We start from the raw sequence: 22,811 nt of genomic DNA, 5'->3' as shown, positions 1-22,811 counted from the left end.
CGGAGCGTGCGGCGCTGGAGGCCAGGCCGGGCAAAAACCTGCCCACGAACACTATTTCAGGCCGACGTTCATGAATTGCGTCGGGCCAAACGGGTCGATCCTGAAACCCGTGACGTTCTTGCTGATCGGCTGATAGACCGTGGAATGGGCGATCGGCGTGAACGGGACCTGATCCTTGAAGATCTCCTGGGCATCCGTATAGGCCTTGGTTCGGTCGGTCATATCCGTGGTACTGCGGCCCTTCTTGATCAGGTCGTCGTAAGGCTTGTAGCACCATTTGGAAAAGTTACTGCCATTCACCGCATCGCAGCCCAGCAATACGCCCAGCCAGTTATCCGGGTCGCCATAATCGCCGGTCCAGCCAATCAGCATTGCCTCATGCTCGCCTGAATGTGCGCGGCGAATGTATTCGCCCCATTCATAAGTGGCGATTTTTACTTTGACGCCAATTTTCGCCCAATCGGATTGCAGCATTTCCGCCATCAGGCGCGCGTTGGGGTTATAAGGCCGCTGAACCGGCATGGCCCACAAGGTCAGGTCGAAGCCGTCCGGATAACCCGCCTGCTTCAGCAGCGCTTTGGCTTTGTCGACGTCATACGGGGCGTCTTTCAGATTCTTGTCGTAGCCCCATTGCGTCGGCGGCATGGGGTTGGTCGCCGCTTGGCCCGCCCCTTGATACACCGATTCGATAATCGCTTTCTTATTGATCGACATATCGAGCGCGCGGCGTACCAGCACATTGTCGAGCGGCTTTTTGGTGGTGTTGTAGGCGATATAGCCGAGATTGAAACCCACCTCGTGCGGCATGTTAAGCGTCTCGTCGGTTTTGACCGCCGGAATATCAGCGGGCCGCGGATAAGCCATGACTTGGCATTCGCCGCGCTTCAGTTTTTGCAACCGCACCGCCGGATCGACCGTAATGGCGAATATCAGCTTGCTGACTTTCACGACGCCCGGCTTCCAGTAATCGGGATTACCGTCGAAGCGAATCGTGTCGTCTTTCGTGTAGCTGCGGAAAATAAACGGGCCGGTGCCGACCGGATATTGATTGATATCCGATGCTTTACCCGCCTTCAATAATTGATCGCCATATTCAGCCGACAGGATCGACGCGAACGGCATCGCGATCTGCTGCAAAAACGGCGCATCGACTTCCTTCAGCGTGAACCGCACCGTGTACGGATCGAGCTTTTCGATCTTCGCAATGTTCTTGGCGAGGCCCAGATCGGTGAAATACGGGAACGGCACCGAGTAGGCCTTGCGGAACGGCTGATCCGGATCGAGCATCCGCTGGTAGGTGAAGACGACGTCGTCGGCGTTGAACTCGCGCGTCGGCTTGAAGAACGACGTGGTCTGGAATTTCACGCCGTGCCGCAAATGAAAGGTGTAAGTCAGGCCGTCCTGCGACACATCCCATTTCTCGGCAAGGCCCGGTTCGATATCGGTGCTGCCGTGCGCAAATTCGATCAGGCGGTTGTACACCGTGTACGAGCCGGCGCTGAATTCGACGCTGGTCGTGTATTGCGCGGTGTCGAAGCCGGCCGGACTGCCCTCGGAGCAGAACACGAGGGTCTTGTCGGGCAGCGTAGCCGCGCCGGCGGCAGGTGAAAATCCGGCAGTCAGGAGCGCACAGGTGGCGAGCGCCGGCAAGCAGGTTTGGCGAACCGCAAACAGCAACTTGGATACCGTCATTACGTTCTCCGCACAGCAGCCACGTCAGCTGCGCTTTGATCATAGACAGCACAAAAATCGGGTTCAATGAGGGCTTACGCGCCGCAAGCTTTGCCGCAGCGCAGCGCATTGTTGCGACGCAGCAACAGCGGCGGGCGAAAATTCGGTGGCAGGCTCGCCGCCGGGATGGCCGTCGCAACGCTCTCTGCGCAGCCGTTCCGGCGCAAAAAAAACCGCGCGGCCCATTCAGCCGCGCGGTTTCGTCCTCGCTACGCCATCCGGTCCTTAAGCGCCCAGACGCTCGCAGATCGCCTTGGTCGCCGCAGCGCCGTTCAGCGTGTAGAAGTGCAGGCCCGGCACCTTCGCGTCGATGAGACGTCCGCACAGGTCGGTCACCACATCCAGCCCGAACGCGCGGATCGACTCGCGGTCGTCGCCGAAGCTTTCCAGCCGGCGTGCGATCCAGCGCGGCACTTCGGCGCCGCACATCTCCGAAAAGCGCATTAGTTGCGAGAAGTTCGTGATCGGCATGATGCCCGGCACGATCGGCACCTCAACGCCGAGCTTCCTGACGTCGTCGACGAAATGGAAGTACGCGTCCGCGTTGAAGAAGTACTGCGTGATCGCCGAATTCGCGCCGGCCTTCACCTTGCGGGCAAAGTTTTCCAGATCGTGACGCGGCGAGCGCGCCTGCGGGTGGTATTCCGGGTAGCCGGCCACTTCGATCCAGAACCAGTCGCCAAACTCGGCGCGAATGAAGCTCACCAGCTCCGACGCATAGCGCAGCTCGCCGACTTCGCCCATGCCGGAGGGCAAATCGCCGCGCAAAGCGACGATATGGCGAATGCCATGCGCGCGGTACTCGTTGAGGATCGCGCGCAGGCTCTCTTTGGACGAGCCGATGCACGACACGTGCGGCGCCGCTTCGAGCCCGTCCTTCGCCATATCGACGACGGTATCGAGCGTGCCCTGCTGCGTCGAGCCGCCCGCGCCGAACGTGACGGACACGAACTTGGGCTTGAGCAATGCGAGCTGCGTGCGCGTGGCACGCAGCTTGTCGACGCCTTCCTGCGTTTTCGGCGGGAAGAATTCGAATGAAAGTTCGATCGGGTTCATGATTCAGTGATTCAACCGATGCTGCGGTTGCCGAAAATAAGCGCGGACAGCAGCCAAGAGACAATGCTGTACAGAATCGAGCCGAAGAACGCCGACCAGAAACCCGACACTTCGAAGCCCTTCAGCAGCGACGCGCACAGCCAGAAGCACAGCGCATTGACCACCAGAATGAAGAGTCCGAGCGTGACGATCGTGACGGGCAGCGTCAACAGGATCAGCACCGGTCGCAGGATCGTGTTGATCAATCCGAGCACCACCGCGACGATCAATGCGGTGCCGAAACTGCGGATATGGATCGACGGAACGAGGTAGGTGATGATCAGCAGCGCAAGCGCGTTGATCAGCCAGGTCAGCAGCACGGTCATGTAGAGCTCCTTGTAGGCCGGATGTCCGTTGAATGAAATAAGGCGGGCATGGCGAACAAAGCGGCGCATGATGCGCCGCTTTGTCCTCAAACTGTCATGCGTTCCAACCGCCCGCGGCTTGCTTAGTAGCGGTAGTGGTTCGGCTTGAACGGACCGTTCTTGTCGACGCCGATGTAGCCGGCCTGCTCGTCCGACAGCACGGTCAGGTTCGCACCGATGCGCGCCAGATGCAGGCGCGCGACCTTCTCGTCCAGATGCTTCGGCAGCACGTACACCTTGTTCTCGTACTTCTTGCCTTGCGTGAACAGTTCGATCTGCGCGAGCGTCTGATTCGTGAACGAGTTCGACATCACGAACGACGGGTGGCCCGTTGCGCAACCCAGGTTCACGAGGCGGCCTTCAGCCAGCAGGATCACGCGCTTGCCGTCCGGGAAAATGATGTGGTCGACTTGCGGCTTGATGTTGTCCCACTGGTACTGGCGGGTCGACGCGACGTCGATTTCCGAGTCGAAGTGACCGATGTTGCAGACGATCGCGTTGTGGCGCATCGCCTTCATGTGGTCATGGCCGATCACGTGGTAATTGCCGGTGGCCGTCACGAAAATGTCGGCCTTGTCGGCGGCGTATTCCATCGTCACGACGCGGTAGCCTTCCATCGCGGCTTGCAGCGCGCAGATCGGATCGATTTCCGTGACCCACACGGTTGCGCCCAAGCCACGCAGCGATTGCGCGCAGCCCTTGCCCACGTCGCCGTAACCCGCGACCACTGCGATCTTGCCCGCGATCATCACGTCGGTCGCGCGCTTGATGCCGTCGACCAGCGACTCACGGCAGCCGTACAGGTTGTCGAACTTCGACTTGGTGACCGAGTCGTTGACGTTGATGGCCGGGAAGGGCAGACGGCCTTCCTTTTCCATCTGGTACAGACGGTGCACGCCGGTGGTGGTTTCTTCCGTCACGCCCTGGATGTGCGCGAGACGCGTGGAGTACCACACCGGATCCGCGTCCAGATGACGGGCGATCGACTTGTACAGCGCGACTTCTTCTTCGTTGGTCGGTTTGGCGATCACCGAACGGTCTTTTTCCGCCTTCGAGCCGAGGATCAGCAGCAACGTGGCATCGCCGCCGTCGTCGAGAATCATGTTGGCGAATTCGCCATTCGGCCATTCGAAAATGCGGTGCGAGAACTCCCAGTATTCGTCGAGCGACTCGCCCTTGAACGCGAACACCGGCGTGCCGGCCTTGGCGATAGCCGCGGCGGCGTGATCCTGCGTCGAGAAGATGTTGCACGAGGCCCAGCGGACGTCGGCGCCGAGCGCCGTCAGCGTCTCGATCAGCACGCCGGTCTGGATGGTCATGTGCAGCGAACCGGCAATGCGCGCGCCCTTCAGGGGCTGCTGCGCCTTGTATTCTTCGCGCGTTTGCACGAGGCCGGGCATTTCCGTCTCGGCGATGTTGAGCTCTTTGCGGCCCCAGTCGGCCAGCGACATGTCGGCAACAATGTAATCCTGGGAAGCTTTGGAATCGATCACAGCGGCGTTCATCACGCCCTCCTTTCTAAGAAATTGACTAGAAATTTGACGTGAGCGCGGTTCGATGCGGTGGGTGGAAAAGCGCTATGCGCATTCTCCCCTCCGATTGAAGCCTTCGAGCCTGGCGGGCGGCCGGCGAATATAGGGATTCGCGGTACCCGTCGCAACGCTCCTCGAAGACGAACGGCGATTGTAGCAAATCGAGATGGCTTCGGGGCGAGGGAGCGGATTTTCGGAGGACGGCTTAACCAGCGGCCACGCTGGCTGAGCGCAATTGCGCGATCCCGGCGCGCGCATGCTCGACGAACTGCTTCGATACGCGGAACGCTTCCTCGACGTCGGCGGGATCTGGCGTTTGCAGTCCGAGTGCGACGCGGAAGTAACGTTCGGCGTGAATGCCCGCGTGATAGTGCATGCGCACGCGCTTCACGTCGCCCAGACGCGGGTTGCCGAAAATTTCGCGCAGCGCCCACGAAAACGCGCCGTCTTCACCGCCGATGCGCCGAAACGCGTCGTCCATGGGAAAACCGCCGAGGGCCGCGTACGCCGCGCGGCGAATGACCAGGCTGCTCGGCACCGTATTGCTCAGCGTTGCCGCGTGCCCGGCAAAGTCGGGATGAGCGGTGAGCTCGCCCGGAAAATCCGTGTACTCGACGTCGAGCCGCACGGACACCGCCTGCGGGTTGTGCGCGAGAAACTCACTCGCGGCGGCCAGCGCGCCGGGCACGTACTCGTCGTCCGCGTCGAGAAACGCGAGCAGATCGTGCGACGCATGCATCGCGCCCCAGTTGCGCGCGCGCGCCGCGCCGCCGTTGTACGGCATGCGCAGCAAGCCCACCCGCGCATCGAGGCTGCCGCAATGCGCGACGATCTCCGCGCTGGCATCGGTCGAGCCATCGTCCACCACGATGATCTGCGCCGCTTCCGGTTGAATGCGGCAGCTGTCCAGTGCGCGGGCGAGCGTCGCCGCGGCGTTGTAGCAGGGAATGATGATCGAGATGGGCGGCATGGATCTGAGCGGTCGCGAAGGACGGGGCAACTGGGATAGACGTCGATGTTATCCCGTCTGCGGCCGATTCCATCTTGATTAAACGCCGGCATGAGTCGCACTGCCGCATAAACTTAATGACTTACAATCACTCAAATCATTCCGATTTGGAATTCTGGAGTCTGAGATCGTGGAACTACGTGCGCTGCGGTATTTCGTCGAAGTGGTGCGTCAGCAGAGTTTCACCGTCGCCGCCGAGTTGATGTTCGTCACGCAGCCGACCATCAGCAAGATGGTCAAGTCGCTGGAGGACGAAATCGGCTCCCCGCTTTTGCTGCGTGACGGACGCCAGATGGTGCTGACCGACGCCGGCCGGATCGTCTATCAGCGCGGTCAGGACGTGCTCGCGGCGCACGCGCAATTGCAGGCCGAACTGAACGATCTCGACACGCTCGGCCGCGGCGAACTCACCATCGGTATTCCGCCGATGGGCGGTTCGCTCTTCACACCCGCTATCGCCGCGTTCCGCCAGCGTTATCCAAAGATAGAACTGAAACTGTTCGAGCAGGGTTCGCGTGCCATCGAAACAGCGCTGATCAACGGCGAGCTGGAATTAGGCGGCGTGCTGCAACCGGTCGACCCGGAAAATATCGACGTGCTGCCCATGACGCACCAGCTGCTATGGCTGGTCGCGCGCGCCGGCTCGCGCTGGGACGATCAGCCCGAAGTGCCGCTTGCCCAGCTCGCGAACGAGCCGTTCGTGTTCTACGGCGAGAGTCTGGCGCTCAACGATGTCGTATTGAACGCATGCCGTACCGCCGGTTTTGCGCCAACCATCGTCGGCCGCAGCGGGCACTGGGATTTCATGGCGGCATTGGTGCTGGCCGGTGTGGGCATCGCGCTCTTGCCCGCGCCGTATTGCCGGCGGCTCGATCCGGCCAAGTTCACCTGCCGGCCGGTGGTGGAGCCGGAGATTCCATGGGAAATGGCTATCGGTTGGCGCCGCGACGGGTATCTGTCGCACGCCGCGCGCGCGTGGCTCGAAGTCGCGCGAGAAACCTTGCCGGGCCAGGCCGGCGACGATTTCATGCTAGGGCCGGCCGTCGGTATGACCGGCATCGCCGCAACGTTTCACACACCGCCGGACCAATGACACACGCCGCCCGGCGCGAGCCGGGCGGCGTGTATTCCAAATATAGAACCCCCGCGGGAAATCTCCGGGGGACGACTGAGCGGGGAAGTGAGCGCGGCGACTATTGCTGAGCGATGAACTCAATGCGGCGGTTGGCGAAGCGGCCGCTAGCCGTGTCATTGCTCGCGACCGGACGCGCCTCGCCGTAACCTTGCGCAGTCAGCGAATCGGCAGGCACGCCCGTTTTGACCAGATACGCACGCACCGCTTCGGCACGCTGCTTCGACAACTGCTGATTGGTTTGCTCGCCACCCACGTTGTCCGAATAGCCCGCCACTTCGAGCCGTGCTGTCTTGCCGTTGCGCACACAGGCATTCAGTACCTGCGCGGACTGATCCAGGTCTGCCACCGCCGAAGCCGGCACACGAGCACTCGCGCTCGCGAAATTGATCACTTGCAGGTTCAGCACCTTGACTACGTCCGCTGCGGCGCAGGAGCCGTCCTGCGCGAGCAGGCCTTTAACCGCGTTGCGGAAATTGGCGGTTGCATCGGCGACCGCGTGCGCGACGTCGAATGAACCGATCTGGTACGACGCACCGAATAGCGACTTCAGTTTGTCGAGCCAGCCGAACTTCGGGTCGGCCGCCGTGCCGCTGAGTTCAACGTGCGTGCCGTCCACTTTCACTTCCGCGCCCGGCAGCGACATGAGCGGCAGCAAGCCGTCGAGATGGGCCAGCCAGTCGGCCGGCTTGGTGGCGGCATCGACCGTGATGTTCGGCACGAAATTGTATTCGCCGAGGCGCTTGGCCAGTTCGTCGATCAGCTGCGATTTTTCAGCTTCGCTGCCGACCGTGGCGGTCACGGTCGGTTTGCCGCTGGCGCTGACGACGACGCTCAGCTGACTGTCTTTGGTCGGTGCGGGCGCGGCGGCCGGCTGCGGCACGGCGCTCGCTCCAGCCGGAGCGCTGGCGGCAGGTGTGGACGCCGCGACGTCGCTGGCCGGTGCCACGACAACCGACGCAGGGGCCGGCGCGGAAGCCGGCTGCGCACTGACTGCCGCTCCCGCCGCGCTGCGCCCGGCAGCGTCACTCGTGCTCTCCTCACGATGGCAGCCACGCAGAAACAGAAAGGCCAGCACCGCTGCCAGGGCCGCGAGCAGCCACCAGAGCCACGTGTGCGAGCGGCGCTCTTCGCGCACCACCGCCCCCGCGGGCACTTGAACGTTCGCCAGGGCCTCGGGCACCGGCTTGACCGCCGGCGTCGGGTGGTCGATATGCGCCGAAACGGCCTTCAATTGCGACAGAATGACGCCGGAAAAAGCACCGAGACCGCTCAGGCCGAGCGCGGCCAGCAGGCGGTCGCTCAGATGCGGCGCGATCGAAGGCAATTGATGGCCCAGCAGCGTCGGCAACTGCCCGGCGTTGCCCTGCCCGTTGAGAAAATACCGTTTGAGCACGCCGAGCAGGATGGCTCCGGCAATCCCCGTCATGGCATGCGTGGCATGGACCGGTGCACCGGTTTGCCGCGCGACCTCGTCGCTGAGGAGATCGACGCGGCGGTCAAACACGCGCTCGAGCAACTGCCGCCCGCCAATTTCCAGTTGGCTCACGCCGCTCGTGCTGCCGAGCAGGTTCGGCAGTTGCTCGGCAATATGGTCATTCACCGCCGACGAGAGGATCGTGGTGTAGAGAGAACGCGCACCGTCGAGCGTCGCGCCCTTCTGCATCAAGCCGGCGACGAGCGCCGGAGCAATAGTGGACAGCACCTTTTGCGTCGCGTCCGGCGGCAATCCGAAGCGCCCCGCTAACTGTCCCACGACACTGTCCGTCAAGGCAGACTGAATCAGTTGAATCACATTGATGCTCATCGCTTCGTTTCCTTGAGATTCCGAACGCGCCACGTGACGCGCTTCTTTTCGCGGCGCGATTATAGGTTTCGGAAAATCTCAAAAACGAAACAGCACAATTTATGACGAATTAGACGACGTTCGTCAAAGTTGTCTTATATTTGAGCATCAAACTCGGCAATTGAAGCGATGATCGACGCGGCTCAAGCCGCGCTCGCCGTCATGCCGGGCATGCCTGCCGGCGTCGACTTGGGCGCCATCTGCGACGCGCGACGGGCCGAGGCAATCAGCTCAGCCGCGCGCTCACCGATCATCACCGTCGGCGCATTGGTGTTGCCGCCAATCAGCGTCGGCATTACCGACGCGTCGACGATTCGCAGCCCCGTCACGCCCCGCACCCGCAACTGCGAATCGACCACCGACAACGCGTCGCCGCCCATCCGGCAAGTCGCCACCGGGTGATAGATCGTGTCCGCATGCTCGGCGATGGTCTGCCGCAATTGCGCCTCCGTCTGGCCCGCATCCGTGTACAGCTCGGTGCCGCCATGCAGCGCGAGCGAGGGCGCATCGAGAATGCGCCGCGCCATTTGTGCGCCTTCCACCAGCAGGTCGAGATCGCGCGAATCGCTGAAAAAGCGCGGGTCGATCACCGGCGCGGTCCGCGCGTCGGCGCTGGCCAGCGTCACCGTGCCGCGGCTGTGCGGCCGCAAGACGCATACGTGCAGCGAATAGCCGTGGCCCCAATGCATATGGCGATTGTGATCGTCGACGATAGCCGCGCAGAAATGCAATTGCAGATCCGGCCGCTCGAGCGTCGGGCGGCTCTTCAGAAAACCGCCCGCCTCCGCGACATTGCTCGACAACATGCCGCGCCCATGACGCATGAAGGTGACGAACTGCGGCAGCATCCGCGCAATCCCGCGGATCGAGAAGCCGGTCGGCTCGATCGACGAGACGCGCTTGTTGATCGTGAAATCGACGTGGTCGATCAGGTTCTGGCCGACCTCGGGCGCGTCGTGCAAAACCGCGATGCCGTGCGACTGCAAATGCGCCGCCGGCCCGATGCCCGAGCACATCAGCAGTTGCGGCGAATTGAACGCGCCGGCCGCGAGCACCACCTCGGCGCGCGCTTCGAGCGTTTCGGTGCGGCCGCCGCGAACGATCTCGACACCGCTCGCGTGTTTGTCGCTGAAGGTCACCCGCAGCACGGTCGCGTCGGCGATCTTGTGCAAATTGGGACGTTCGCGGTCGTAGATATAGGCGCGCGCCACGCTGCAACGGCGTCCGTCGCGCTGCGTCACCTGATAGAAGCCAATCCCTTCCTGATCCGCGCCGTTGAAATCGCCGTTCGCCTTATAGCCGGCCTCCATGGCCGCCTGCACGAAACGCTTCGAAAACGGATTCTGATAGCGCAGATCGGAGACAGTGAGCGGACCGCTATCGCCATGCCACGCGTTGGCGCCGCGCTGATTGCCTTCTGCCTTGCGGAAATACGGCAGCACGTCCGCCCATGACCAGCCCTCGCAGCCGAGTTGCGCCCATTCGTCGTAATCGAGCGGATGGCCGCGCGTGTAGATCATCGCGTTGATCGCACTCGATCCGCCGAAGCCGCGCCCCCGCGGCTGATAGCCCTGCCGTCCGCCGAGCCCCGGCTGCGGCGCGGTCAGATAGCCGTAGTTGGTCTTGAGCTTGTGGGGCACCACGGCCGCCACGCCCACCGGCATGTTGACGAACAGATTACGGTCCGTGTGCGGACCGGCTTCGATCAGGGCGATCGTCGCGTCCGGGCAGCTATCCGCGAGACGGCTCGCCAGCGAGCAGCCGCCCGAGCCTGCACCGACGATGATGTAGTCGTATTGCATTCGCTCCTCCATATGAGCTGCTTTGCTCGCCAGCCCTGTCTCGTGTCGACCAGAGTTGGCGCTTTAGCTGTCGAACCGGAGTTGGCGCTTTAGCGCTTACTCCGGTCCCATGCAAAGCACTTACTCTGGTCCCATGCAATTTATTGCGTGCACACTTGTCTACGTGTGTTTTACCGGCATTGTAGGGAGCGTTCGAAGCGCGCGGCGGGTTCGCGCCAGAGCGATTCCTCTAAACGGAAACACCCCTGCGCCCCTATGATGAAAGACGCGCACACGCCCGCCGGGCGGCCGCGCAAGGCATTCAAACACGGCGCCACGCGCGCCGTCCCCCGCCGTGCGGCACGGCACTCAGCGATCAAACAGCGCACCGCCGAAGAGCGCCGGCGGGCACGCGTTGGACGGAGACAGCAGATGGAACGGCACCGTTTCGGCCAGACCCACGAGGTGACCAATCAGGTTGCTCCGCTGGCGGACTACAACCTGTTTTCCAGCGACGCCGCGTTGTCCGCCGCACTCGAACGCGACGGCGCCGCATGGCATCGCGACGCCCTGCTGCGGCACGGCGCGGCGCTCACCACGGCGGACACGCTCGCGCTCGCGGAACTGGCCAACCGCCATACGCCCGAGCTGGTCACGCACAGTCCGCGCGGCGAGCGCATCGACGCGCTGGAGTTTCATCCTTCGTGGCATACGTTGCTGTCGCTGCTGCGCCGCGAAGGTCTGCACGCGCTGCCATTTTCCGATCCGCAGCGCGGCGCGATGGTCGCGCGCTGCGCAGGCTACTTTCTGCATGCGCAGATCGAATCCGGCTCGCTTTGCCCGCTGACGATGACCTTCGCGAGCATCCCGGTGCTGCAGCGCGAACCCGCGCTGTTCGCCACGCTGCGCGACAAGCTCTACGCGCGCGAGCACGATTCCCGCGACCTGCCGCTTACGCAGAAAACGTCCGCGATGATCGGCATGGGCATGACCGAGAAGCAAGGCGGCTCGGATGTGCGCAGCAACCAGACGCGCGCCTATGCCACCGCCGGCAGCGGCCGCGGCGCCGCCTACCGGCTCGTCGGCCACAAGTGGTTTTTCTCCGCGCCGCAGTGCGACGCGCATCTGGTGCTCGCCCGCACGGACGATCACGAGGGCATCTCGTGTTTCTTCGTGCCGCGCTTCGCGCCGGACGGCAGCAAGAACGCCGTGCAGATCCAGCGTCTGAAAGACAAGCTGGGCAACCGCTCGAATGCGAGCAGCGAAGTCGAATTCCTCGACGCGTTCGGCATCATGATCGGCGACGAAGGGCGTGGCGTGCCCACCATCATCGAAATGGCGAATTACACGCGGCTCGATTGCGTGATCGGCAGTGCGGCGCTGATGCGCGCGGCGCTCGTGCAGGCCATCCACCATGCGCGTGAGCGCAGCGCCTTCGGCCGGCATCTGGCCGATCAGCCGCTCATGCGCAATGTGCTGGCCGATCTGGCTTTGGAGTCGGAAGCGGCGACGGTACTGTTCATGCGCCTCGCGCGCGCTTTCGAAGAATCCACCGACGCGGCGTCCACCTCGTTCGCCGAACGCGCGTGGCGGCGCATCGTCACGCCGGCAGCGAAGTACTGGGTCTGCAAGCGCGCACTGGAATTCACCGGCGAGGCAATGGAAGTGTGGGGCGGCAACGGTTATGTCGAAACCGGTCCAATGGCGCGCTTCTATCGCGAAGCGCCCGTGAATTCGATCTGGGAAGGCTCCGGCAACGTGATGTGCCTCGACGTGCTGCGCGCCATGGAACGCGAGCCGGAAGCGGCTCAGGCGTTATTCGCCGCGTGGCAGGCGGATGCGCAGGCACATCCGGCATTGCGCGCCGCGCTCGGCAAGCTCGCCGCCACACTCAACGGGCCGGCCGAGCATCGCGAAGCCTCGGCGCGGCGGATCGCGCAGCAAATCGTGCTGATCGCGCAGGCGGCCCTGCTCATCAAGCACGCGCCGGCCGAAATCGCCGAAGCGTTCATTGCAACACGCCTGGCCGATGGCTGCGGCGAAAGCGGCCGCGTCTACGGTACGCTGCCGGCGACCTTCGATCACGCGGCGATTGTCGAACGGGCTTTTCCCGGCTGACGTCCAGCACGCGCCGGATACACCAGGCAACATCGGGCAACACCAGCACACCTATAAGCGCGACGCAACGCGCACCGTCATCCATCAGGGAGAGGACACCTATGAAGAACGATTTGCCGGAAGTCGCCGCGCTCGAAGCGCTGCTGCGCGATCAACGCGATGCTTATCTGCGAGCGCCCTATCCGTCGTGGGATACCCGCGCGACGCATCTGAAAGCGCTGCGCAAAGTCATGCTCGACAATCGCGACGCGCTCGCCGAGGCGACGAACGCCGACTTCGGCAATCGCGCGAAACAGGAAGTGCTGCTCGCCGAATTTCTGCTGGTGAAGGAAGAGATCAACGGCGCACTCCGGCACGGCAAGCGCTGGATGAAAGCGCAGCGCCGCAGCACCAACAAATGGCTGATGCCGGCGCGCGCGAAGGTCGTGCCGCAACCGCTCGGCGTGGTCGGCATCATCGTGCCGTGGAACTATCCGGTGCTGCTCGCCGTTGGGCCGCTGATCAGCGCGCTCACCGCCGGCAACCGCGCGATCATCAAGATGTCCGAATTGACGCCGCGCACCTCGGCACTGTTCGAGCAGCTGATCGGCCAGACCTTCGCGCGCGATCACGTCGCGGTGGTAAACGGCGACGCCGCGCTCGCCGCCGCGTTCAGCGCGCAACCGTTCGACCATCTGCTGTTCACCGGTTCGACCAAGGTCGGCCACGAAGTGATGCGCGCCGCCGCCGAGCATCTGACGCCGGTCACGCTCGAACTGGGCGGCAAGTCGCCGGCCATCATCGGCGCGCACGCGCGCTTCGACAACGCGGTGGACAACCTGATCGCCGGCAAGACGCTCAACGCGGGGCAAACCTGCGTCGCGCCCGACTACGTGCTGGTGCCGCGCGGCCAGGAGCAGGCGTTCGTCGAACGGGCGCGCGCGCGGATGGCGAAGATGTATCCGAACTTCGCCGATAACACGGACTACACGTCGATCATTTCGGCGCACCACTTCGCACGCCTCGAACGCCGCGCCGACGAAGCCGAGGCAGCCGGCGCGCAACTCCATAGGCTCACCGACAGCGTGCCCGACCCGGCTAGCCGCCGCTATCCGCTGATCGCGGTAACGAATGCGCCGGACGCCTGCGCGCTGATGCAGGAGGAAATCTTCGGGCCGCTGCTGCCGATCGTCCCCTACGACACGCTCGACGACGCGATCGCGTGGATCAACGCCCGGCCTCGTCCGCTCGCACTGTATCTGTATGCCGACGACGCCGCCACGATCGAGCGCGTGACGCACGAAACCATCGCCGGGGGCATGGCAATCAACGAGACGCTGATGCATCTGGCGTGCGAAAGCCTGCCGTTCGGCGGAGTCGGGGCCAGTGGCATGGGCGCATATCACGGCTACGAAGGCTTCGTGACGTTCTCGAAGATGAAGCCGGTGCTGACGCAGGCGCGTCTGAACGCGCGTGGCTGGATCTCGCCGCCGTACGGTAAGCGCGTGAACGCGCTGCTGAAGCTGATGATGCGGTTTTAACGAAGGGCCTTGCAGCGGCGGCGTGTTCAGCGCGCCGCTGTCCCGCCTTCGACGTCGACGGCCACCACATCGGTGACGTCCTGCGCGGCGGCATTCGCGCCGTGCGCCGGCTCGGTCTCAGCCCCGCTTTCCAGCCGATGCAGCCACGCGAGCAACTCCGCCACCGCCTGATAAAGCTGCGGCGGAATACGCGCGTCGAGGTCTACCTGCATCAGCAGCGAAACCATTTCGGGCGCCTCGTGGACATACAGGCCGGCTTCCTTGGCCCGTTGCACGATCATCTCGGCCAGCATCCCGTAGCCTTTGGCGATCACGCGCGGCGCGGGATCGCGACCTTGCGTGTCATAGACGAGCGCGGCCGCGCTGCGGCGGTAGCCGTGTGTGCGGTTCGTGCGGCTCATCACATGTCCCAGTCGAAATCGTCGGGCGGCGAGGCGGCCGGGCGGCCAGTGTGCGCGGTCCGTCGAACCGACGCGGCATGGTCCGTTGCCGCCCCTGCCGCACTCGCCGTGGACGCCGAGCGCGCATACGCCGAAGCCGCTGCCTGGGCGGCCGCCGCGGCACCCGTGGCATCGGCGCCGGTGACCGGCGCACCGCCGCCGATCTCGCGGATCGTCAAGCCGGTCAGTTCAATGCCGGCCGCCGCGAGCCGCTGACGGAAGCTCTCGCCCTGCACCGCCAGGCGCGCCGCGCCGCCCGGACTGGCCTGCACCCGCGCGATGAGCCGGGTGCCGGTCAAAGTCAATTCCGCATCGACCGTCCCGAGCGTCGGCAGCGACAGCGTCAGGCGCGTGCGCCACGGGTGATCGTCCTCGCTGGCCGCGCCGCCGCCGCTGCGGTCCCATTCGTCACCATCCTGTTCGACGGTCCAGTCGAGCTTGGCGCCCGGCCACGCTTCGCCGGTCCAGCGAAACTGCCCGGTCGCGAGCAGGTCGAGCTGCTGGCGCACCAGCGGCACGGTGGCGGGATGCACCGCGGCCGCCATCGACTGCGAACTTTGCGAGCCGCCGCCGTCACCCGGCAGCGTCGCCGCGTTGTGCAAGCTGGCGTGCGCGGATTGGCCGTTCAGATCGGACAGCGAACTGGCCAGCACTTCCCCGGCCACGAAGCGCGCGGCCTGCGCGGTCTGGATCGATGGCGCCGCGCGGGCGGCGGCGTTCGCGTCCGGCGCACCGGACTGCGGCCCCGGCTGCGGCCCATTGGACGCCATGCCCTGCCGGCTCGACGGATTGGCTGGAAGCGCCTCGCCTGCGTCGTTCGCCCAGTCGAGCGGCAATTGCGCGGCGGCGGCCACCAGCTTGTTTTGCGCCTCGCCGGCCAGGTCCGCCGGCGAGCGCTGGCCCGCCAGCCATTGCGCCAGATGCGCTTCGTAGAACAGACCGCTGTCGCTGACCGTCTGCTCGAGCGCGGCCGCGAGCGACGCTACCGGCACCTGGGCCGCCGCTATGTTGGCGGTCGCCGCAGTGGAAGCGGTCGTGGTTGCATTGGGATTGTTAGTTGAGGCGGTAGCAGCGGTTGAAGCGCTGGAGCCCGCGGCATCAGCGGCGGCAGCGGTTGCATCGAACAGCGGCAAGGCGCCGCCTTCGACATCGAGCGCGGGCGCCGCCGGCCAGATTGGCGCCTGCCCGAGCACCGCGGGTGTCGCCTCGCCGCCCGAGCGCACGATCGCGTTGAGCGTCAGGGCCACGGCGGACAGGGCGGTTTGTGCGGACGGCTGCGGCGCGGGAGCCGCAACAGGCACCCCGGTGGCCGGCGCGGTCTCGACGTCCGCCGCGCCGGTCTGCGAGGCGGCCGCGCTGCCCGGTGCGATGTTGAGCAGGCTGTCGATCCGGTTCGCTAGCAGCGAAGCGACGGCCGTGTCGATTCCGTTCATGCCGATTCCTTGGTCACACTGGCGGCAGCGCGCTCAGCTACAGTCTGTCAGCCGGATGTCTGGATAGAGATGCGCTCGGCGCCGCCCAAGGGGACCTGCTTCACGGTGCGCGGCGCAACTCAGCGCGCCCCGTACAGTTCCTTGAGCACGCGCGTCTGCCTCCCGGCGAACAGCGCCGACAGCGTGGCCATGCGCGGATTCGCCAGGTCCCGGATTGCCGCGTCGTCGGCGAGGATTTGCCGGATCAACGCGTATTTGCGCAGACGCTCCGCCTCGTCGAGCTTCACGCCGGTTTCGGCGTCCTTCAACGCGTCGACCAGCTTGCGGTATTCCTCCTGCAAGTGGACGAGGTCGCTCCACAGTGCGCGCCGGGCAACCGTCAGCATCCGGCAGGAAATCGCTGCAATTGCCTCATAACGGGCGAAGTATTCTGCGTTCGATGTCATCTCATGCTTTCCGCGGCCGGCTGGGCTGCCATCCGCGTGATCTCCGGGGCAATCCCGATCCATGCCTCTTCGAGCGTCGCCAGCAGGCCATCGACCTCGACCAGCATCGCCTCGCTCTGTTTTATGTTGGCTTCGAGCAGCCGGCGCGACATATAGCCATATAGCGCGTTCAACCGCTCCGCAATCTCGCCGCCCGCCTCCAGGTTGAGCGACTGTTGCAGCCCGCTTTCGACGATCTGAATCGCCTTGCCGACCGCCTCTCCACGAGCCGGCACATTGCCTTGCTGCAGATGCATCCGAGCTTGCGCGATGGCCTGCCGGGCGCCCTGATACAACATCACGATCAGACGATGCGGACTCGCGCCCATCACCCCTGTCTCGACGCCGACGCGTGCGTATGCGTTGGCTCCAGAGTGTCCTGGGGAAAACATCGGCGCTCCTCCTCTCTTGCACTGCGGTTGGTCGTGGCCCCCCATCCGGGTGCGCGCCGCAATTGCCGCACCCTGATTTCTGCCTGTACCTGGTTATCGGATAGGCAGAAGGAAAGCTTTAGTCCGTTGTAAGGAGGATTAAGGGGCGCCATGGCGCGGCCCGCGAGGGCCAGCCGGCAGGCTCGCGTTCGGGCGGGCGGAACAGCATGGCCGCCCAAGCGCCGCTTACACCTGCATCTGCATGATGTCGTTATAGGCCGACACCAGCTTGTTGCGCACCTGCAGGCCGAACTGGAAGCCGACGTTGGCCTTCTGCATATCCACCATCACGTCGTTCAGCGACACGTTCGACGCGCCGAGTTCGAACGCCTTCGATTCGCCGACCGCCTTGGTCTGATCGCCGCTGATCTTGTCGAGCGACGCTTTCAGTGCCGAGGCGAAGCCGCCAGGCGTCGCCGCGCCGGACTGGTCGGCCACGGCATTGCTGCCGCCGGCCGCTTGCGCCGCCATCGACTGCATCTGTTGCAGCGCCGACGAAAGCGCGCTCACGGGGAAAGTCATGTTTTCTCCAGGGAATGACGACCGGCATGCCGGAACCGTACCGATCTGGATGAAAGCATAGCAGCGGGCTCTCCGGGAAAGCCCCGAAAGTAGGGGGGAAACCCGGCTCTATTCAAGCAATCGGGTTAAGCGCCGCTGCGGATAATTTCAAGGGTGAAAGTATCTGTCCGTACGTCCGCCGGCCCTCGGTGAGGCGGCAGACGGCAGAACGCAAAGGCATCCCGGAGAAACCCGACGCATGGATTCGTCAGCCAACTCTTTGATCAACCCCGACGCCCGTATGGGCCTCGCCGGCGCGCAGCCCGGCACCGCCGGTGCCGGCCAGGCTGGCGGCGCCGCGGACCTTGGCGGCCTCGGCGGCGGCCTGGGCGGCAATTTTGGTCAACGTCTGTCAGGCCTCGCGCAAATGCGCGGCAACCCGCGCGCCCCGCTGATCTTCGCGGTGGCGTTGCTGGTCGCCGTGGTGGCGGGCCTGTTCCTGTGGTCGCGGGCGCCGGACTACAAGGTGCTCTACAGCAACCTGTCGGACCGCGACGGCGGCGCCATCATCGCGGCGCTCCAGCAGGCCAACATTCCCTATAAGTTCTCCGACGCCGGTGGTGCGATCCTCGTGCCGTCCGAGCAGGTGCATGAAATGCGTCTGCGCCTTGCCTCGCAGGGCCTGCCCAAGAGCGGCTCGGTCGGCTTCGAGCTGATGGACAACCAGAAGTTCGGCATCAGCCAGTTCGCCGAGCAGGTCAACTACCAGCGCGCGCTGGAGGGCGAACTGGAGCGCACGGTCGAATCGATTTCGTCGGTGAAGTCGGCCCGCGTGCATCTGGCGATTCCGAAGCCATCCGTGTTCGTGCGCGACAAGGAAGCGCCCTCCGCCTCCGTGCTGGTCAACCTCTACCCGGGCCGCGCGCTCGACGAAGGCCAGGTGCTGGCGATCACCCATATGGTGTCGTCGGCGGTGCCGGACATGCCGGTGAAGGGCGTGACCATCCTCGACCAGGACGGCAACCTGCTGACCCAGCCGTCCACCGGCAGCGGACTCGACGCCTCGCAACTGAAGTACCGCCAGCAGATCGAGCGCAACACCCAGCAGCGCATCGACGCGATCCTCGCGCCGCTGTTCGGCTCGGGCAACGCGCATTCGCAGGTCAGCGCCGACATCGACTTCTCGCGCAACGAGCAGACCTCCGAGAACTACGGCCCGAACGGCAATCCGCAGCAAGTGGCGATCCGCAGTCAGCAATCGAGCAGCGCCACCGAAATGTCGCAAGGCGCCGCCTCGGGCGTGCCGGGCGCGCTGTCGAACCAGCCGCCGCAGCCGGCTTCGGCACCGATTAACGCGCCGAACGGCCCGGGCGGCGTGGCGACCACGCCGGTTAGCGACCGCAAGGATGCGACCACCAACTACGAACTCGACAAGACGGTGCGCCACCACGAAAGCGCGATGGGCGGCATCAAGCGCCTGTCGGTGGCGGTGGTGGTCAACTATCTGAAGGTGGTCGACGCCAAGGGCCACGCCTCGATGCAGCCTGTTACCGCCGACAAGCTCGCGCAGGTCAATCAGCTGGTGAAGGACGCGATGGGTTTCGACGCGACGCGCGGCGACTCGGTCAACGTGGTCAACAGCCCGTTCACCGCCGACGTCGACCCGACCGCCGACCTGCCGTGGTGGCGCACGCCGGACATGATCGCGCTCGCCAAGCAGATCGCCACGTACCTCGGCATCGGCGCGGTGGCCCTGTTCCTCTACTTCGTGATGGTGAAGCCGGCGCTGCGCCGCGCGTTCCCGCCGCCGGAACCGGCTCTCGCGGCCGCCCTGCCGTCGCCGGACGATCCGGTCCTGCTGGACGGCATCCCTGCCGCCGAGCGCGCGGGCTTGAGCACGGTCGCCGAACTGGAGAACGACAGCGAACTGCTCGCGCTCGAAAACTCGAAGCACAAATACGAGCGGAACCTGGAATTCGCGCGCAACATCGCGCGCCAGGATCCGAAGATTGTCGCAACCGTCGTGAAAAATTGGGTGTCCGATGAGCGCTGAAGGCGTGATGAAGAGCGCGCTCCTGCTGATGTCGATCGGCGAGGAAGAAGCCGCGCAGGTGTTCAAGTTCCTCGGGCCGCGCGAAGTCCAGAAGATCGGCGTCGCCATGGCCGCGCTGAAGAGCGTGACCCGCGAGCAGGTCGATGAGGTTCTGCAGGAGTTCGTGCGCGAAGCGGAACAGCACACCGGCATGTCGCTGGATTCGAACGAGTACATCCGTTCGGTGCTGACCAAGGCGCTCGGCGACGACAAGGCCGGCGCGATCATCGACCGGATTCTGCAGGGCAGCGATACCAGCGGTATCGAAGGCCTGAAGTGGATGGACTCCGCGGCCGTGGCCGAACTCATCAAGAACGAGCACCCGCAGATCATCGCGACCATCCTAGTTCACCTGGACCGCGATCAGGCCTCGGAAATCGTCGCCTGCTTCACCGAGCGCCTGCGCAACGACGTGCTGCTGCGGATCGCCACGCTCGACGGCATTCAGCCGGCCGCGCTGCGCGAACTCGACGACGTGCTGACGGGGCTGCTGTCCGGCAGCGACAACCTCAAGCGCAGCCCGATGGGCGGCATCCGCACGGCGGCCGAAATTCTCAACTTCATGTCCAGCAATCATGAAGAAGGCGTCATCGAGAACGTTCGCCAGTACGACGCGGAACTCGCGCAGAAGATCATTGATCAGATGTTTGTATTCGAGAACCTGCTCGATCTGGAAGACCGCGCGATCCAGCTACTGCTGAAGGAAGTCGAGTCCGAGGCGCTGATCATCTCGCTGAAGGGCGCACCGCCCGCGCTGCGCCAGAAGTTCCTGTCGAACATGTCGCAGCGTGCTGCCGAACTGCTCGCCGAAGACCTCGACGCGCGCGGTCCGGTGCGCGTCTCCGAAGTCGAGACGCAGCAGCGCCGCATCCTGCAAATCGTGCGCAATCTGGCGGAAAGCGGCCAGATCGTGCTAGGCGGCAAGGCGGAAGACGCATATGTCTGATCAGAACTCCACGGCGAAGGAAAGGCTCTCGGCCTACCAGCGCTGGGAGATGGCCTCGTTCGATCCGGTGCCGCCGGCGCCGCCCGAACCCGAAGTCGACGACGGCGCATTCGAAGCCGAACTCGAACGCCTGCGCGACGCTGCTCATGCACAGGGCGTCGCTTCCGGTCACGTGGCCGGCCAGGCGCTCGGCTACCAGGCCGGTTACGACCAGGGCCACGCGCAGGGTTTCGCGCAAGGCCAAAGCGAAGCGCGCGAAGAAGCGGCACGCCTCGCCGCGCTGGCCGAGACCTTCAGGACGGCACTCGACGGCGCCCAGAGCGCGATCTCCGAGACGCTGGTCGCGCTGGCGCTCGACATCGCGCAACAGGTGGTGCGGCAGCACGTGCAGCACGATCCGACCGCGCTGATCGCAGCCGCGCGTGAGGTGCTCGCCGCCGAGCCCGCGCTGACCGGCGCGCCGGCACTGATCGTGAGTCCCGCCGATCTGCCGGTGGTCGAAGCCTATCTGCTGGAAGAACTGCAAACCCGCGGCTGGACCGTGCGTACCGATCCGGCGGTGGAACGCGGCGGCTGCCGCGCGCAAGCCGCCACCGGTGAAGTGGACGCCGGCATCGACACGCGCTGGGAGCGCGTCGCCGCCGCACTCGGCAAGGTAAGCACATGGTGAAGCCGACGCTCGAAGAGATCCGCGCCAGCGATCTGACGCCGCTCGAACGCGAACTGGCGCTGGCGTCGTTCGGCGCCGAGGCGCTCGCGGAGGCGGAAGCGGAGGCAGAGGCGCTCGCCACGGCCGCCGCGGCATCGCCCGCCGCAGCTGCCGTGGCGGCCATCGACGCCGCGCTGCGCAATCCGGCGCATGCGCATCGCGCGAGCGGCACGGCGGCAAGCCGCGAATCTGCTGCTGCCAATACCGCAACACACGTCAAAACGCCCCCTGCCCCGCACACTCCCTACGATCCCGCGCTCGACAGCAACCCGCACATGCAGGCCTGGCGTGGCCGCCTCGACAGCCTGCGCGCACGCAACGCGATTGCCAAGCCGATGCGCGCCTGCGGACGCCTCACGCGCGCCGCCGGTCTGGTGCTCGAAGCGGTGGGCTTGCGCCTCTCGGTCGGCGCCGAGGTGATGATCGAATTGCCGCTGGGCAGTTCGCTGCCGATGGCCGAAGCCGAAGTGGTCGGCTTCTCCGGCGACAAGCTGTTTCTGATGCCGACCACCGAAGTGATCGGCCTGTTGCCCGGCGCCCGCGTCTATCCGCTCGAAAGCGCGCCGATCGCCGACCCGATGGCGGGCGCCAAGCGCCTGCCGGTCGGCTGGGAATTGCTCGGCCGCGTGCTGGATGCCTCCGGCCGCCCGCTCGACGGACTCGGGCCGCTCGGCGCGCATGCCGACGCGCCGCTGTCCGCGCCGGTCATCAATCCGCTGAACCGCGAGCCGATTCACCAGGTTCTCGACGTCGGCGTGCGCGCGATCAACGCGCTGCTGACCGTCGGCCGTGGCCAGCGCATGGGGCTGTTCGCCGGCTCCGGCGTCGGTAAGTCGGTGCTGCTCGGCACGATGGCGCGCTATACCAGCGCCGAAGTGATCGTGATCGGGCTGATCGGCGAACGCGGCCGCGAAGTGAAGGAATTCATCGAACAGATTCTCGGCGAGGAAGGTCTGGCGCGCTCAGTGGTGGTCGCCGCGCCCGCCGACGTCTCGCCGCTGCTGCGGATGCAGGCCGCCGCGTATTCGACTTCGCTCGCCGAGTATTTCCGCGACCAGGGCAAGCACGTGCTGCTCCTGATGGATTCGTTGACCCGTTACGCGATGGCGCAACGCGAGATCGCGCTGGCCGTGGGCGAGCCGCCAGCCACCAAAGGCTATCCGCCTTCGGTGTTCGCCAAGCTGCCGGCGCTCGTCGAGCGCACCGGCAACGGCCCGGCCGGCGGCGGCTCGATCACCGCGTTCTACACCGTGCTGACCGAGGGCGACGACCAGCAGGATCCGATTGCCGACTCCGCGCGGGCGATTCTGGACGGTCACATCGTGCTGTCGCGCTCGCTCGCCGAGGCCGGCCACTATCCGGCGATCGACATCGAAGCGTCGATTAGCCGGGCGATGACCGCGCTGATCGACGATAACCATCTGGACAAGACGCGTATGTTCAAGCAGATGCTGTCGCGCTATCAGCGCAACCGCGATCTGATCAACGTCGGCGCCTATTCGAGCGGGCGCGATGCGCTGCTCGACCGCGCGATCGCGCTGTATCCGCGGATGGAAGCGTTCTTGCAGCAAGGGTTTCGCGAATGCGCGAACTTCCAACCGAGTCTCGCGATGCTGGACGCGTTGTTTGCATAAAGGGGCTGACA

Annotated in this window: 19 protein-coding genes and 1 riboswitch; of the genes, 7 read left to right on the top strand and 12 right to left on the bottom strand. The window is 65.0% G+C overall.

What is annotated here, in order from left to right; translation table 11 throughout:
- Positions 1 to 51: 51 nt before the first annotated feature.
- From A6V37_RS10195 to A6V37_RS10175, 5 genes are all read right to left on the bottom strand, one after another.
- Positions 52 to 1,692, bottom strand: a complete 1,641-nt coding sequence (locus A6V37_RS10195; RefSeq protein ID WP_064267121.1) for an ABC transporter substrate-binding protein — start codon at positions 1,690 to 1,692, stop codon at positions 52 to 54.
- A gap of 264 nt (positions 1,693 to 1,956) precedes the next feature.
- Positions 1,957 to 2,787: a methylenetetrahydrofolate reductase [NAD(P)H] gene (metF, locus tag A6V37_RS10190; protein WP_064267120.1), complete on the bottom strand. Its 831-nt coding sequence runs from the start codon at positions 2,785 to 2,787 to the stop codon at positions 1,957 to 1,959.
- A gap of 11 nt (positions 2,788 to 2,798) precedes the next feature.
- Complete coding sequence (locus A6V37_RS10185; protein ID WP_028198543.1) at positions 2,799 to 3,152, bottom strand: phage holin family protein; 354 nt, start codon at positions 3,150 to 3,152, stop codon at positions 2,799 to 2,801.
- 122 nt (positions 3,153 to 3,274) lie between these two features.
- On the bottom strand, positions 3,275 to 4,696 hold the full coding sequence (gene ahcY, locus A6V37_RS10180) for an adenosylhomocysteinase (protein ID WP_064267119.1): 1,422 nt from the start codon (positions 4,694 to 4,696) through the stop codon (positions 3,275 to 3,277).
- Positions 4,697 to 4,729: 33 nt separating this feature from the next.
- A riboswitch (S-adenosyl-L-homocysteine riboswitch) is annotated at positions 4,730 to 4,865 on the bottom strand.
- Between the two features lie 63 nt (positions 4,866 to 4,928).
- Positions 4,929 to 5,693 (bottom strand): glycosyltransferase family 2 protein, encoded by a 765-nt coding sequence (locus A6V37_RS10175; RefSeq protein ID WP_064267118.1) that lies wholly within the window; start codon positions 5,691 to 5,693, stop codon positions 4,929 to 4,931.
- Between the two features lie 169 nt (positions 5,694 to 5,862).
- Here A6V37_RS10175 and A6V37_RS10170 point away from each other — a divergent pair, with 169 nt between their 5' ends.
- Positions 5,863 to 6,825 (top strand): LysR family transcriptional regulator, encoded by a 963-nt coding sequence (locus A6V37_RS10170; RefSeq protein ID WP_064267117.1) that lies wholly within the window; start codon positions 5,863 to 5,865, stop codon positions 6,823 to 6,825.
- A gap of 100 nt (positions 6,826 to 6,925) precedes the next feature.
- Here the strand turns inward: A6V37_RS10170 and A6V37_RS10165 are convergent, their stop codons facing one another.
- Positions 6,926 to 8,671, bottom strand: a complete 1,746-nt coding sequence (locus A6V37_RS10165) for an OmpA family protein (protein WP_064267116.1) — start codon at positions 8,669 to 8,671, stop codon at positions 6,926 to 6,928.
- A 182-nt stretch (positions 8,672 to 8,853) separates the two neighbouring features.
- On the bottom strand, positions 8,854 to 10,512 hold the full coding sequence (locus A6V37_RS10160) for a GMC family oxidoreductase (protein WP_064267115.1): 1,659 nt from the start codon (positions 10,510 to 10,512) through the stop codon (positions 8,854 to 8,856).
- Between the two features lie 411 nt (positions 10,513 to 10,923).
- Here A6V37_RS10160 and A6V37_RS10155 point away from each other — a divergent pair, with 411 nt between their 5' ends.
- Both A6V37_RS10155 and A6V37_RS10150 read left to right on the top strand, forming a co-directional pair.
- The gene (locus A6V37_RS10155) at positions 10,924 to 12,609 is read left to right on the top strand and encodes an isovaleryl-CoA dehydrogenase (RefSeq protein WP_064267206.1); all 1,686 of its coding nucleotides are present in this window, start codon (positions 10,924 to 10,926) and stop codon (positions 12,607 to 12,609) included.
- A 101-nt stretch (positions 12,610 to 12,710) separates the two neighbouring features.
- Complete coding sequence (locus tag A6V37_RS10150) at positions 12,711 to 14,129, top strand: coniferyl aldehyde dehydrogenase (RefSeq protein WP_064285950.1); 1,419 nt, start codon at positions 12,711 to 12,713, stop codon at positions 14,127 to 14,129.
- Between the two features lie 26 nt (positions 14,130 to 14,155).
- Here the strand turns inward: A6V37_RS10150 and A6V37_RS10145 are convergent, their stop codons facing one another.
- The 5 genes from A6V37_RS10145 to fliE form a co-directional block, all read right to left on the bottom strand.
- A complete protein-coding gene (locus A6V37_RS10145; RefSeq protein WP_064267113.1) occupies positions 14,156 to 14,530 on the bottom strand; it encodes an EscU/YscU/HrcU family type III secretion system export apparatus switch protein in 375 nt (124 codons plus the stop codon).
- Positions 14,530 to 16,002, bottom strand: coding sequence for a flagellar hook-length control protein FliK (fliK, locus tag A6V37_RS10140; protein ID WP_064285949.1), 1,473 nt, complete (start codon positions 16,000 to 16,002; stop codon positions 14,530 to 14,532). The genes A6V37_RS10145 and fliK overlap by 1 nt, the downstream gene beginning before the upstream one ends.
- A gap of 119 nt (positions 16,003 to 16,121) precedes the next feature.
- Entirely contained in the window at positions 16,122 to 16,448 is a 327-nt protein-coding gene (locus A6V37_RS10135) for a flagellar protein FliT (protein ID WP_064267111.1), read from the bottom strand.
- Positions 16,445 to 16,879: a flagellar export chaperone FliS gene (gene fliS, locus A6V37_RS10130; RefSeq protein ID WP_064267110.1), complete on the bottom strand. Its 435-nt coding sequence runs from the start codon at positions 16,877 to 16,879 to the stop codon at positions 16,445 to 16,447. Before fliS ends, A6V37_RS10135 begins: the two co-directional genes overlap by 4 nt.
- Before the next feature lie 225 nt (positions 16,880 to 17,104).
- Entirely contained in the window at positions 17,105 to 17,440 is a 336-nt protein-coding gene (gene fliE, locus A6V37_RS10125) for a flagellar hook-basal body complex protein FliE (protein WP_064267109.1), read from the bottom strand.
- A gap of 238 nt (positions 17,441 to 17,678) precedes the next feature.
- Here fliE and fliF point away from each other — a divergent pair, with 238 nt between their 5' ends.
- From fliF to fliI, 4 genes are read left to right on the top strand one after another with little or no spacing between them, the layout of a single operon-like run.
- Positions 17,679 to 19,472 carry a flagellar basal-body MS-ring/collar protein FliF gene (gene fliF, locus A6V37_RS10120; RefSeq protein WP_064285948.1) on the top strand — a complete coding sequence of 598 codons (1,794 nt, stop codon included), beginning with the start codon at positions 17,679 to 17,681 and terminating at the stop codon, positions 19,470 to 19,472.
- Positions 19,462 to 20,457 carry a flagellar motor switch protein FliG gene (gene fliG, locus A6V37_RS10115; RefSeq protein WP_035554529.1) on the top strand — a complete coding sequence of 332 codons (996 nt, stop codon included), beginning with the start codon at positions 19,462 to 19,464 and terminating at the stop codon, positions 20,455 to 20,457. The genes fliF and fliG overlap by 11 nt, the downstream gene beginning before the upstream one ends.
- Positions 20,450 to 21,127, top strand: a complete 678-nt coding sequence (gene fliH / locus A6V37_RS10110) for a flagellar assembly protein FliH (protein WP_064267107.1) — start codon at positions 20,450 to 20,452, stop codon at positions 21,125 to 21,127. Before fliG ends, fliH begins: the two co-directional genes overlap by 8 nt.
- Entirely contained in the window at positions 21,121 to 22,800 is a 1,680-nt protein-coding gene (gene fliI, locus A6V37_RS10105) for a flagellar protein export ATPase FliI (protein ID WP_064267106.1), read from the top strand. The genes fliH and fliI overlap by 7 nt, the downstream gene beginning before the upstream one ends.
- Positions 22,801 to 22,811 lie beyond the last annotated feature (11 nt).

The sequence above is a fragment of the Paraburkholderia ginsengiterrae genome, assembly GCF_001645125.1.
In the GTDB taxonomy this organism is placed as follows: domain Bacteria; phylum Pseudomonadota; class Gammaproteobacteria; order Burkholderiales; family Burkholderiaceae; genus Paraburkholderia; species Paraburkholderia ginsengiterrae.
This window is presented reverse-complemented; position numbering and strand designations above follow the sequence as displayed.

Bases quoted from the DNA above. Each gene is read 5' to 3' on its own strand.
- A6V37_RS10195 (WP_064267121.1), bottom strand. From the start codon at position 1,692: ATGACGGTATCCAAGTTGCTGTTTGCGGTTCGCCAAACCTGCTTGCCG.
- metF (WP_064267120.1), bottom strand. From the start codon at position 2,787: ATGAACCCGATCGAACTTTCATTCGAATTCTTCCCGCCGAAAACGCAG.
- A6V37_RS10185 (WP_028198543.1), bottom strand. From the start codon at position 3,152: ATGACCGTGCTGCTGACCTGGCTGATCAACGCGCTTGCGCTGCTGATC.
- ahcY (WP_064267119.1), bottom strand. From the start codon at position 4,696: ATGAACGCCGCTGTGATCGATTCCAAAGCTTCCCAGGATTACATTGTT.
- A6V37_RS10175 (WP_064267118.1), bottom strand. From the start codon at position 5,693: ATGCCGCCCATCTCGATCATCATTCCCTGCTACAACGCCGCGGCGACG.
- A6V37_RS10165 (WP_064267116.1), bottom strand. From the start codon at position 8,671: ATGAGCATCAATGTGATTCAACTGATTCAGTCTGCCTTGACGGACAGT.
- A6V37_RS10160 (WP_064267115.1), bottom strand. From the start codon at position 10,512: ATGCAATACGACTACATCATCGTCGGTGCAGGCTCGGGCGGCTGCTCG.
- A6V37_RS10155 (WP_064267206.1), top strand. From the start codon at position 10,924: ATGGAACGGCACCGTTTCGGCCAGACCCACGAGGTGACCAATCAGGTT.
- A6V37_RS10150 (WP_064285950.1), top strand. From the start codon at position 12,711: ATGAAGAACGATTTGCCGGAAGTCGCCGCGCTCGAAGCGCTGCTGCGC.
- A6V37_RS10145 (WP_064267113.1), bottom strand. From the start codon at position 14,530: ATGAGCCGCACGAACCGCACACACGGCTACCGCCGCAGCGCGGCCGCG.
- fliK (WP_064285949.1), bottom strand. From the start codon at position 16,002: ATGAACGGAATCGACACGGCCGTCGCTTCGCTGCTAGCGAACCGGATC.
- A6V37_RS10135 (WP_064267111.1), bottom strand. From the start codon at position 16,448: ATGACATCGAACGCAGAATACTTCGCCCGTTATGAGGCAATTGCAGCG.
- fliS (WP_064267110.1), bottom strand. From the start codon at position 16,879: ATGTTTTCCCCAGGACACTCTGGAGCCAACGCATACGCACGCGTCGGC.
- fliE (WP_064267109.1), bottom strand. From the start codon at position 17,440: ATGACTTTCCCCGTGAGCGCGCTTTCGTCGGCGCTGCAACAGATGCAG.
- fliF (WP_064285948.1), top strand. From the start codon at position 17,679: ATGGATTCGTCAGCCAACTCTTTGATCAACCCCGACGCCCGTATGGGC.
- fliG (WP_035554529.1), top strand. From the start codon at position 19,462: ATGAGCGCTGAAGGCGTGATGAAGAGCGCGCTCCTGCTGATGTCGATC.
- fliH (WP_064267107.1), top strand. From the start codon at position 20,450: ATGTCTGATCAGAACTCCACGGCGAAGGAAAGGCTCTCGGCCTACCAG.
- fliI (WP_064267106.1), top strand. From the start codon at position 21,121: ATGGTGAAGCCGACGCTCGAAGAGATCCGCGCCAGCGATCTGACGCCG.